Genomic DNA, 10872 nt, shown 5'->3' on the forward strand with positions numbered 1-10872 from the left:
ACTTCGTCAATATGGAATTTTCGTTCTACTACGACCCGCCGTCCTCGGTCCGGCGGCGTCGCTTCTCGGCGATCGCCACGGTGAGCGCCATAGCGAAGGCCATGCTGGCGGAAAGCGAGCGAAAGCCGGCATGATCGGCCTCCACGAGTTCGAACCACACCTTGGAGGACTCGGCGAGCGGCGAAAAGGCCGAGTCGGTCAGCGAGACGACCGGAACCTTGCGACTGGCGAGGAAACGTGCCTGGGTGGCGCTTTCAGAGGCGTAGGGCGAGAAGCTGACGGCGAAGGCCGCATCTTGCTTCGTCGCCATTGCCAGCATGTCGTCGTCGATACCGGCGGCCGTGCCCACGTGCTGGTATTTCACCCGAAGTTTGCCGAAGGCATAGGCCATGTAGCTGGAGATCGGATAGGAGCGGCGTTTGGCGATCAGGTAAATCGTATCCGCCTTCGCCAGGATGTCGACGGCCCGCTCGAAGGCCTGCGGGTCGATCGAGGTCGCGACATTGTCGAGCGAACGGTGGGCGGCTGCGACGAAGCCGGTGAAAATCGAGCCGCTTTCGAGCTTGCTGTGATCGTTGCCGCGCAGCGCCTTCAGCCGGTCCTCGTAACCGGGCGTGCGCTCGCGCAGGCGCGCGCGGAAAATCTGCTGCAGGCTTGAAAAGCCCTCGAAGCCGAAATGCTGGGCAAAGCGCACCAGCGTCGAAGGTTGGACATCGGCGGACGTGGCAATGCTTGCCGCCGTGCCGAAGGCGATCTCGTCCGGATGATCGAGCGAATAGGCGGCGACCTGCTTCAGCCGCTTCGGCAATTGCGCCTTACGTTCCAGAATGACGGCCTTCAGCGCCTCGAAATCCTGGGGGATATCGGTAGTCGACTCCGGTGTGGGCATCGTTCAGCGTCTCCAGGTCCTCGCGTTCGCGCTCGTGCTGCGTTTGCCTCACCCTAAACGTTTAGGAGCGTTCTGGATAGAATGGACGTTCCATTTCACCGGTTTTTCCGCTCCTTACAGCGCCGCACGACGCGCAAAGGACGCTGTAACTCTTTCAATCTCCGCATCGTGCTTTCCGAGAACCGGGTCCGGTTTTCGGGCCGATGCGCTAAACGCGGCTCAGCCGATGGCGACCCACTCGTTGGTGCGAGCGGACTGATAGGTGGCGGACAGCACCTTCTGAACCTCGTAGCCTTCGCGGAAATCCGTGGTCGGCATGCGCCGTTTGGCAATCGCGTCGAGAAACTCGTTCACTTCGATCGCCTTCAACTCGTTGAAGCCGATCTGATGGCCGGGCGCCACACAGAATGCGCCGTAGGGCGGGTGCTCGGGCCCCGCGCAGACGGTACGGAAACCGCGGCTGCGTAGATCGTCGCCGGCATAATAAATCCTGATTTCGTTCAGTCGCTCCTGGGTGAAGACGATGCTGCCTTTAGAACCGTAGATTTCGAAATCATGCTGCATCTTCCGGCCGGTGGCGATCCAGTTTGCCTCGAAACTGCCGCTCGCGCCGTTCTCAAAGCGGACGAAGGCGCGGGCGATGTCGTCGACCTCGACGGCACGGGTCTCCGTTGCGCCGGCCGAAACTGGGCGCTCGGGGATCTGGATGACGGTCTCGGCAAGCACCGACCTGATCGGCCCTACGAGGTGGCGCATGCAGGCGATCATGTGGCTGCCGATATCGGCGAGAGCCCCGCCGCCGCTGCGCGGATCGAGGCGCCAGGCCCAGGGAACGGTGGCGTCCGCCATGAAGTCTTCCGCGTGGACTCCGCGGAACGAGCGGATCTCGCCGATCTCGCCATTCTCAATGATCTCCTTGGCAAGGAAGATCAGCGGATTTTTCAGATAGTTGAAGCCAACCTGGGTGACGACTCCGGCCTTCTCCGCGGCAGCGACCATTTCGGCGCAATCGGCGACGGTCGGCGCCAGCGGCTTCTCGCAGTAGACATGCTTGCCATGGGCAATCGCCGCAAGTGCCATCTCCTTGTGCAGCAGGTTTGGTGTGGTGATGTCGATGATGTCGATAACGGGGTCGGTCAGGAGGTCGCGCCAGTCGGGGGTCGCCTTGCGGAAGCCGAGGCGTGCGCGAGCTGCTTCGGCGCTCTCGGCGGTTACATCCGCCACTGAAACCAGGTCGATTTCGAAAGGCAAGTCGAAGACCCGCGCCGCGATGGTGAAGCCGAGTGCATGAGCCTTCCCCATGAAGCCCGTACCGATCAGGCCTACGCCCAATCTGCGTTTGTCGCTCATCTCTTCTCCTCCCAGGCAGCGGCCTCGTGATCGGAGAAATGAAATGAATTGTGCAACCAAAGTCAATATGGAATATTTATTCGAAACATCGCCGGCGGCGAATTCGTTAACGCAATTTTACCATGTTTCGCGGGAAGATCGCCGCTGACGAGGGTTGACGAATCGCCCCATGACCGAGTGGATTGGGTGAGACGTCCAGATGTATCCGGAGTGATTGACGCATGTGCCGTTGGGCCGCTTATCGTGGGGAACCGCTCTATCTCGAGGAACTCGTCAGCTCTCCGGCGCACTCGCTGATCGAACAGTCCCATTGTGCGACGCGTGCAAAGACGGCAACCAATGGCGACGGCTTCGGCATCGCCTGGTATGGCGATCGTCCGGAGCCCGGGCGCTATCGCGACATCCTGCCCGCTTGGTCCGACTGCAATCTCAAGAGCATCGCGCGGCAAATCCGCTCTCGCCTCTTCCTCGCCCATGTGCGTGCGGCGACCGGTGGCGGTACTCGGCGCGACAATTGCCATCCCTTCGTCCATGGCCGCTGGTGCTTCATGCACAACGGCCAGATCGGCGATTTCGAGCATCTGCGCCGGCCGATGGAGAGCATGCTCGACAACGATCTCTACGCGGCGCGCACCGGCACGACCGATTCGGAACTGCTCTTCCTTCTGGCGCTGCAGTTCGGCTTCGATCGAGACCCGCTCGGCGCGATGGCGGAGGCGCTCGGCTTCGTCGAGCGGCTTGCAGAGCAGATGGAACGGCCGGTGCTCGTCCGCTTCACTGCCGCATTCTCCAATGGCCATGATCTCTACGCGGTCCGCTATGCATCCGACCAGAAGGCGCCTACGCTTTACGCCGCTCCGATGGGCGAGAATGGCGGCTACTGCCTCGTGTCCGAGCCGCTCAACGACGACAATGCCTGGGCCGAGATCCCCGACGGTTCCGCAGTGGTCGTCGGCGAGAACGGCGTCGATGTGCGCCTCTTCCGGGCCGCCGAAGTTGCCGTTCGAGAGCGTCTTACGGTCGTGCCGGCTCCGCTTGCCGCGGCAGGCAATCTGCAGCTGAACTGAGAGGATTTCAGGCGGAAAGTCTTGCGGCGATCAGCGCCGCGAGTTTCTCGGCCACCTCGTCCTTGCTCATCTCCTGCCAGTCCTCCGTGCCGTCGCGGCCGATCAGCTTCACGCTGTTGCGCTCTCCCCCCATGATCCCGGTCGACGGCGAAACGTCGTTGGCGAGAATGTAATCGGCGCCTTTCCTTTCGAGCTTCGCGCGCCCGTTGTCGGCGACGTTCTCCGTCTCGGCGGCAAATCCGATCACCAGCTTGGGTCGCGACGCGTGGTGGCCGATAGTCTTCAATATGTCCGGGTTTTCGGTAAGCAGAAGCGGCGGCGGGGCTTCGCCGGAGCGCTTCTTGATCTTGTTGCCGGCGGCTGCCGCCACGCGCCAGTCGGCGACGGCGGCGACCATCACAACCACATCGGCCGGAAGTGCGGCGAGCACAGCATCGCGCATCTCCTCGGCGCGCTCGACGCGCACGACGCTTACACCGACGGGGTCGGGGACCGTCACCGGCCCCGACACCAGGGTGACCTCCGCCCCGAGGCGGGCAAGCGCCGCAGCGATCGCATGGCCCTGCTTGCCGGAGGAGCGGTTGGCGATATAGCGCACCGGGTCGATCGGCTCATGTGTCGGCCCGGAGGTGACGATCGCCTTTCGCCCGGCAAGCGGCTTCTCTTCCTGGACGAGCAAGCCCTCGATCGCGGCGACGATCTCGAGGGGTTCCGCCATACGGCCTTCGCCCGCCTCGCCGCTCTCGGCCATTTCGCCTGAGGCCGGGCCGACGAAACGGATGCCGTCGCCGGCAAGAGTCGCACGGTTGCGGCGTGTCGCCGGGTGCATCCACATCTTCGGGTTCATGGCCGGCGCGGCGAGCACCGGCCGGTCCGTCGCAAGCAGCACGGTCGAAGCGAGGTCGTCGGCATGGCCATTGGCCATCTTCGCCATCAGATCCGCCGTCGCGGGGGCGACGACGAGGAGATCGCAGTCGCGGGCGAGCCGGATATGGCCGACATCCTGTTCGTCTTCGCGGGAAAAGAGATCGGTGAACACGTGCGAGGCGGAAAGCGCGCCGACGGCGAGCGGCGTCACGAATTGCTGCGCCCCCGCGGTCATCACCGGTCGAACCTCCGCGCCGCGCTCGCGCAGTCGCCGGATAAGATCAAGGCTCTTATAGGCCGCGATACCGCCGGAGATGATGAGAACTATGCGCTTGCCCGCCAATGTCATTTCGTTTGGGGTCATTCCGCTTCGGCTTGTCGCCGCTCCCGTTTCTTGTCGGCGAACCTAGCGCATCGGTCCGAGAATCGGAACCGATTTTCGGAAAGCATGATTCTCAGATTTTCAACGACTTACAGGCCCTGCATACCGCAGCATGGCACCGCAACGGGCATGGAAACCTCAAGTACGGAGCCACGCCATGGCAAAGGCGTCCGCAAGCATCCCGTCGCGCAGGGCATAGGATTTCAGAACTCCCTCAGTGACGAATCCCGCCTGCCGGTAGAGCCGGATAGCCGCCTCATTGTCGGTGAAAACCGTGAGTTCGAGGCGCGAGATGCCATGCCAGCGGTCGGCGGCTTCGATCAGGGCGTTGAGCAGCGCCCTGCCTATACCGCGCCGGCGATAATCATCATGGACCGACATGCCGAGATCGGCCGCATGCTGTCGGCGGCCCTTGTGGCGGCGAGCACCTCCCAGTCGGCAAGGGATGCGGCACGGATATGGATGGTAGGCGAGGGGATACTCATTGTTTCATTTCCTCTACGATGGTTCCGAGGAAACAGAGCCGCCCCTGCTCACCTCGGCAGGTTCGGCTGGAGAACAGTTCGCTTAAGACAACAGCTCTCCCGCGTACCCTGAGGTCTGCGCGGTCACCACCATCACGAGCGAGATACGACTGTCCATGGGCGAACGATATCCCGGGGCGCAGGAATTCGAAAGAGACTTCCGGCAACTTCGCCGTGTGAGCGCCGGCCAGGCTCCAGACGAGGGACCCGGGTTCCTCAAACGAGCCTCCAGGCGATATAGACCAGCGCCGCCGCGATAACCCAGAGTGCGATGCGGCCCGAGCGTGCATGGCGCGCCTCCGCCTTGCCGATCGCCTCGGCGGTCGCCGCATCGAAACGCAGGCCCTTCTCGCTCATCGCCATGATGTCTTTCGAAAAGCGCTCCGTGCGGGCGGCGATTTCGGGGACGGCTTCGGCAACGCGAAGTGCTGCGTGCAGGCCGTCGCGCAGGTCGGTGACGATGCGCTTCGGGCCGAGATTGTCGCGGATCCAGCTTCCGACGACCGGCTCCGACGCCCGCCACATATTGAAGCGCGGGTTGAGCGTGCGGGCGACGCCTTCGACGACGACCATCGTCTTCTGCAGCATGACGAGTTCGGGGCGCGTCTGCATGTCGAAGAGCTCGGTCACCTCGAAAAGCAGGGTCAGGAGCTTCGCCATCGAGATCGTCTCGGCCGGCTGCCCGTGGATCGGCTCGCCGATCGCGCGGATCGCCTGGGCGAAGCTCGCGGCGTCGTGATGCGATGGCACATAGCCGGCCTCGAAATGGACGTCGGCGACGCGCTGGTAATCGCGCATGATGAAACCGTAGAGGATCTCGGCGAGGAAGCGTCGCTCCTTCTTGCCGAGCCGGCCGACAATGCCCATGTCCACGGCGACGATGTGGCCCGCCGCGTCGACGAACAGGTTGCCCTGGTGCATGTCGGCATGAAAGAAACCATCGCGTAAGGTATGCCGAAGGAAGGACTGGATCAGTGCCTCGGCGAGCCTGTTGAGATCATAACCGGCGGCCTTCAGGCCCTCGATATCCGACATCTTGATGCCGTCGATCCATTCCATGGTGACGACGTCGCGCCCGGTGCGCTCCCAGTCGACCTTGGGCACGCGGAAGCCGGAATCGTCTTTCGTGTTCTCGGCGAGCTCGGAAAGCGCCGCGGCCTCCAGCCGTAGGTCCATCTCGACCTTGGTGGTCTGCTCGAGCGTCCGTGTCACCTCGACCGGCTTAAGCCGGCGGGTATAGGGCAGGAATCGCTCCTGCATGCGTGAGACCAGGTACATCGCCTCGATGTCGGCGGCAAAACGCTGGCGTATGCCGGGGCGGATGACCTTGACGGCGACCTTCTCAGGCCGGCCCTCGCGCAGGACGACGGCCGGATGGACCTGGGCGATCGATGCGGCCGCCATGGGCTGGTGGAACTCCGCGAAGAGCGTTTCGACGCTGCGGCCAAGCGAACCCTCGATCGCTGCCTTGGCCGCGCTCTGCGGGAAGGTTGCCATCCGATCCTGCAGTTGCGAGAGATCGGCGGCGAGTTCCGCGCCGACCACGTCCGGGCGTGTCGCCAGGAACTGACCGATCTTTACATAGGAGGGCCCCAGCCGCTCGACGGCACGGGCAAGCCGGCCGCTGCGTTCTTCGAGCCGCGCCTTGCGGCGGGCAAGCAGACCGGCGACCTTCTTTGCGAAGCGAGCTGAGGGGGGCAGGTGCTCGGATGGGATTGCTGCGAAGACGCCCTCGCGCGTAAGCACCCAGCCGATCCGCACGAGACGGAAATATGCTCCAGGCGTGCTCATGCGTTCAGATTTTCCAGCCCGAATGCAGCGCTGCAATGCCGCCGGTGTAGTTGGTGAAAGAGACGCGCGAAAAGCCCGCCTCGCGGATCATGGCCGCGAAATGGCGCTGGTTCGGGAATTTGCGGATCGATTCGACCAGATACTGATAGGGCGCGTCGTCTCCGGTGATGAGCTTGCCGAATTTCGGGATCGCACGGAACGACCAGGCATCGTACAAGCTGTCGAGCAACGGAATCTCGACCTCGGAGAATTCCAGCACCAGCAGCCGCCCTCCGCGCTTCAGCACCCGATAGGCCTCCTTCAGCGCCACCTCGATGCGCGGCACGTTACGGATGCCGAAGGCGATCGTGTAGGCATCGAAGGAATTGGCGGCGAAGGGCAGGTCCTCGGCATTGGCTTCGACGAATTGGAGTTTGGCGGCGAGCCCCTTCTTTCGCGCGCGTTCGGCGCCGACCGCAAGCATCGAGCCATTAATGTCGAGCACGGTCGCATGCGCCTTTCGGTCAGACGCCTCGACGATGCGGAAAGCGATGTCGCCGGTGCCGCCAGCGACATCAAGCACCCGATAATCCTCCCGGCGCGGCGGGTTTAGCGCGGCGATCATCGCATCCTTCCAGACACGATGCAGACCGGCCGACATTACGTCGTTCATGATGTCGTAGCGCTTCGCGACCTTGTGGAAGACATCGTTGACGAGCGGCTGCTTTTCGCCCGCGCCGACTTCGCGGAAACCGAAGGAGGTCTCCATTCCGCCATTCGCCGATACGCGCTCATCCGTCATCCGACTGCTCCACTTCATTCAAACGCGCCGGCACCATAGCGAAATCGCTTTTTCCGCGCTATCTCAGCGACGGGGTTCCGGCTGCGGCATAGCGCACCTATAGGTCATCGCTCCCGTGATGGGAATGCATGTAGTCGGACGGAATGAACAGAGGATAAAGGATCACGGCGATGCCGGAATTGCCCGAGGTGGAAACGGTCAAGCGCGGATTGGCGCCGATCATGGAGGGGGCGTTGCTGCTGCGCGCCGAATTGCGCCGGCCGGATCTGCGTTTTCCTTTCCCCGAAAACTTCGCGGCCGCCGTTTCCGGCCGCCGCATTCTTTCGCTGTCGCGGCGAGCCAAATATCTGACGATCGATCTGGAGGGCGGCGACGTGATCATTGCGCATCTCGGCATGTCCGGCTCCTTCCGCATCGAAACCGGCGCGTCGCCCGCGTCCCCCGGCGCTTTCCACCACCCGCGTGGCAAGGACGAGAAGCACGACCACGTCATCTTCCATCTCGATGCGCAGGCCGGGCCGGCGCGCGTGATCTATAACGACCCCCGCCGCTTTGGCTTCATGGATCTGGCAAGCCGCGATACGATCGCCGATCACGCCTTCTTTCGCGGGCTCGGCGAGGAGCCGACGGGCAATGCGCTCGATGCCGCCTATCTGGCCACGCGCTTCTCCGGCAGGGCACAGCCGCTAAAGACAACGCTTCTCGACCAGAAGACCATCGCCGGGCTCGGCAATATTTATGTCTGCGAGGCCCTGTGGAGGGCCGGGCTTTCGCCCACTCGGCCGGCGGGCACACTGGTCGACAGGCGCGGCCGGGCGAAAGCGGCCCTTTCGGGCCTGGTGGAGGCGATTCGCGGGGTGATTGCCGACGCCATTGCCGCCGGTGGTTCCTCGCTCAAGGACCATATCCAGGCGGATGGCAGCCTCGGCTATTTCCAGCATGCCTTCTCAGTCTATGACCGGGAGGGCGAGGCTTGCCGGACGCCGGGCTGTGGCGGTACCGTCGCCCGCATTAGTCAGGCGGGGCGCTCGACCTTCCATTGCCCCAACTGTCAGAAATAGCCTCAAAACGCCGATTCAAGGAGGAGACGACGATGAGCTACGAGACCCTGCTGCTCGAAACGCGCGGGCGTGTGGGCCTGATCACCCTCAACCGTCCGCAGGCGCTGAATGCGCTGAACGCGACCGTCATGCGCGAGCTCGATGCGGTCCTGAAGGCTTTCGATGCCGACAAGGATATCGGGGCGATCGTCATTGCGGGATCGGAAAAGGCATTCGCCGCCGGTGCCGACATCAAGGAGATGCAGTCGCTCGATTTCGTCGACAGCTATCTCGGCGATTTCCTCGGCGGCTGGGAACATGTCGCAGGCGCCCGCAAGCCGATGGTCGCGGCGGTCTCCGGCTATGCGCTCGGCGGCGGCTGCGAACTCGCGATGATGTGCGACTTCATCATTGCTTCCGAGACTGCCAAATTCGGCCAGCCGGAAATCACCCTCGGCGTCGTTCCGGGCATGGGCGGATCGCAGCGCCTGACGCGCGCCGTGGGCAAGGCAAAGGCAATGGACCTGATTCTCACCGGCCGAATGATGGATGCGGCGGAAGCCGAGCGGGCAGGGCTGGTTGCCCGCGTCGTTGCCCCCGAGAGGCTTATGGAAGAGGCGCTCGCCGCCGCCGAGAAGATCGCCTCCTTCTCGCTTCCTGCGGTGATGATGGCAAAAGAAGCGGTCAACCGCTCGCTCGAAGTGACGCTCGCCGAAGGACTGCGTTTCGAGCGGCGGCTCTTCCAGTCGCTGTTCGCGACCGAGGACCAGAAGGAGGGGATGGCTGCCTTCGTCGGAAAGCGCAGGGCGGAGTTCAAACACCGCTAGAGCGTTTTCTCAAATTGCGCGTTGACGCGAGACCGGTTTCCCGCTATACGCCGCCCTCAGTCTGGAACGCCACACGCGGGCTTTCCGAGAATGCTCCCGAATTGCTTGGATGACAGGTCGCAGTGACCCGGCACGGCGAAGGCGGAGTTCATGTCAGTTTTCGAAGAGAGGCATCAATGGCCAATACAACTTCGGCGAAAAAGGCGACCCGCAAGATCGCACGCCGTACCGCAGTGAACAAGGCCCGTCGTTCGCGCGTCCGCAGCTTCGTCCGCAAGGTTGAAGAGGCGATCGCCTCCGGTGATCAGGCCGCGGCCGCCGCCGCCCTCAAGGCGGCTCAGCCGGAACTGATGCGTGCTGCCACCAAGGGCGTGCTGCATGCCAACACGGCATCGCGCAAGGTCTCCCGTCTGGCGCAGCGGGTGAAGGGTCTTTCGGTCTAACCCGGCTAAATAAAAACCTGTTTACAAAAAGCCCGGCGTCTTGCGCCGGGCTTTATCGATTCGTATTTCGGCCATTGTCATGGTTAATTTGTCCGCCAATGCTCGTGTCATTGGTATGACAAAATTTATCGAGCTATTTCAAAGACTTGCTAGAGGTCGTCGGCGCCGGGGTATCTGTTTTGGTGCACGTATCGGCTGCAAAATGAGTCAAGCGAATTTTTATTTTTTTCTTTTTCGCCAGCTAAACAAGAAGGCCAAAAATCAAAACCCTTGATTCAAAAGCGATTCTTTTGAGACTCGAAACGCGCAGGCAAAACCCGGCGCGAGAGTCAACTGGCCGCGCTTAATGAGCGGTAAAAAACCAGATTGATCTTGCCCACCGATCCTGCCTAAATGGCTTCCACAGGGGACACGGACTAGATCTGTTAAGAAGGTCTTCGAAGTCATTTCCTAGAAATGGCTTGCGGGCTTTCTGTTCCCTGCGGCGTGGTAACTCCACGTCGCTCAATCAAAAAAGTCGAAATAAAGAAACCGAGCGAACCTTCGCGTCGGAACGAGCATTTTTCGACTTGTGGTTGCAGAGCGGGTGTGGCCTCGGATTTGTTTTGCGTCGGGGCGTAGGAGGAAGACGACTGGGCTGCCCGCACATACGAGGGCGTGGCGCAGCCGCGAGGTAGAAAGTCTGCCCTTCGGTCTGAAAGCGGCCGCAGGGCAGTGATATGCGAAGCGCAAGGGGACATTCGCTCGGCATGACGAGCGGGTGAGCGCGACGCGCACCGAGACGGGATTATGAGGAGCCCGGATCGGTGTGATGGGCGTCCGTCCGACGCGGCATGGCCTTCGAGGAGGCGGCCGTGGCAGGCGGGCATACGAGATGAGGCCGGCAGCGATGACGGCATCGGAGAATGATT

General features: G+C 62.6%; 10 protein-coding genes. 4 read left to right on the plus strand and 6 right to left on the minus strand.

From position 1 onward, the window contains the following. Nucleotides 1-28 precede the first annotated feature (28 nt). Both SJ05684_RS17680 and SJ05684_RS17685 read right to left on the minus strand, forming a co-directional pair. Nucleotides 29-889 (minus strand): MurR/RpiR family transcriptional regulator, encoded by an 861-nt coding sequence (locus SJ05684_RS17680; RefSeq protein ID WP_034853705.1) that lies wholly within the window; start codon nt 887-889, stop codon nt 29-31. A gap of 219 nt (nt 890-1108) precedes the next feature. Further along, nucleotides 1109-2239, minus strand: a complete 1131-nt coding sequence (locus SJ05684_RS17685) for a Gfo/Idh/MocA family protein (RefSeq protein WP_034853706.1) — start codon at nt 2237-2239, stop codon at nt 1109-1111. Nucleotides 2240-2460: 221 nt separating this feature from the next. Between SJ05684_RS17685 and SJ05684_RS17690 the strand changes: the two genes are divergently transcribed. Further along, nucleotides 2461-3306 (plus strand): class II glutamine amidotransferase, encoded by an 846-nt coding sequence (locus SJ05684_RS17690; protein ID WP_034853708.1) that lies wholly within the window; start codon nt 2461-2463, stop codon nt 3304-3306. Between the two features lie 7 nt (nt 3307-3313). Here the strand turns inward: SJ05684_RS17690 and coaBC are convergent, their stop codons facing one another. The 4 genes from coaBC to ubiE form a co-directional block, all read right to left on the minus strand. After that, nucleotides 3314-4522, minus strand: coding sequence for a bifunctional phosphopantothenoylcysteine decarboxylase/phosphopantothenate--cysteine ligase CoaBC (gene coaBC, locus SJ05684_RS17695; RefSeq protein ID WP_034853737.1), 1209 nt, complete (start codon nt 4520-4522; stop codon nt 3314-3316). Between the two features lie 171 nt (nt 4523-4693). Continuing rightward, the gene (locus SJ05684_RS17700; RefSeq protein ID WP_244426619.1) at nt 4694-4936 is read right to left on the minus strand and encodes a GNAT family N-acetyltransferase; all 243 of its coding nucleotides are present in this window, start codon (nt 4934-4936) and stop codon (nt 4694-4696) included. Between the two features lie 359 nt (nt 4937-5295). Then, a complete protein-coding gene (ubiB, locus tag SJ05684_RS17705; protein WP_034853710.1) occupies nt 5296-6870 on the minus strand; it encodes a 2-polyprenylphenol 6-hydroxylase in 1575 nt (524 codons plus the stop codon). Between the two features lie 4 nt (nt 6871-6874). Next, nucleotides 6875-7651, minus strand: a complete 777-nt coding sequence (gene ubiE / locus SJ05684_RS17710) for a bifunctional demethylmenaquinone methyltransferase/2-methoxy-6-polyprenyl-1,4-benzoquinol methylase UbiE (protein WP_034853712.1) — start codon at nt 7649-7651, stop codon at nt 6875-6877. A 170-nt stretch (nt 7652-7821) separates the two neighbouring features. Between ubiE and mutM the strand changes: the two genes are divergently transcribed. The 3 genes from mutM (at nt 7822) to rpsT (ending at nt 9961) form a co-directional block, all read left to right on the plus strand. Then, nucleotides 7822-8712: a bifunctional DNA-formamidopyrimidine glycosylase/DNA-(apurinic or apyrimidinic site) lyase gene (mutM, locus tag SJ05684_RS17715; protein ID WP_034853713.1), complete on the plus strand. Its 891-nt coding sequence runs from the start codon at nt 7822-7824 to the stop codon at nt 8710-8712. Between the two features lie 32 nt (nt 8713-8744). Beyond that, the gene (locus SJ05684_RS17720; RefSeq protein WP_034853714.1) at nt 8745-9518 is read left to right on the plus strand and encodes an enoyl-CoA hydratase; all 774 of its coding nucleotides are present in this window, start codon (nt 8745-8747) and stop codon (nt 9516-9518) included. A gap of 176 nt (nt 9519-9694) precedes the next feature. Then, complete coding sequence (gene rpsT, locus SJ05684_RS17725; RefSeq protein ID WP_034853715.1) at nt 9695-9961, plus strand: 30S ribosomal protein S20; 267 nt, start codon at nt 9695-9697, stop codon at nt 9959-9961. The last annotated feature ends 911 nt before the right edge of the window (nt 9962-10872 follow it).

The organism is Sinorhizobium sojae CCBAU 05684 (genome assembly GCF_002288525.1).
Lineage (GTDB): Bacteria > Pseudomonadota > Alphaproteobacteria > Rhizobiales > Rhizobiaceae > Sinorhizobium > Sinorhizobium sojae.

Bases quoted from the DNA above. Each gene is read 5' to 3' on its own strand.
- SJ05684_RS17680 (WP_034853705.1), bottom strand. From the start codon at position 889: ATGCCCACACCGGAGTCGACTACCGATATCCCCCAGGATTTCGAGGCG.
- SJ05684_RS17720 (WP_034853714.1), top strand. From the start codon at position 8,745: ATGAGCTACGAGACCCTGCTGCTCGAAACGCGCGGGCGTGTGGGCCTG.
- rpsT (WP_034853715.1), top strand. From the start codon at position 9,695: ATGGCCAATACAACTTCGGCGAAAAAGGCGACCCGCAAGATCGCACGC.
- ubiE (WP_034853712.1), bottom strand. From the start codon at position 7,651: ATGACGGATGAGCGCGTATCGGCGAATGGCGGAATGGAGACCTCCTTC.
- SJ05684_RS17685 (WP_034853706.1), bottom strand. From the start codon at position 2,239: ATGAGCGACAAACGCAGATTGGGCGTAGGCCTGATCGGTACGGGCTTC.
- coaBC (WP_034853737.1), bottom strand. From the start codon at position 4,522: ATGACATTGGCGGGCAAGCGCATAGTTCTCATCATCTCCGGCGGTATC.
- SJ05684_RS17690 (WP_034853708.1), top strand. From the start codon at position 2,461: ATGTGCCGTTGGGCCGCTTATCGTGGGGAACCGCTCTATCTCGAGGAA.
- mutM (WP_034853713.1), top strand. From the start codon at position 7,822: ATGCCGGAATTGCCCGAGGTGGAAACGGTCAAGCGCGGATTGGCGCCG.
- ubiB (WP_034853710.1), bottom strand. From the start codon at position 6,870: ATGAGCACGCCTGGAGCATATTTCCGTCTCGTGCGGATCGGCTGGGTG.
- SJ05684_RS17700 (WP_244426619.1), bottom strand. From the start codon at position 4,936: ATGTCGGTCCATGATGATTATCGCCGGCGCGGTATAGGCAGGGCGCTG.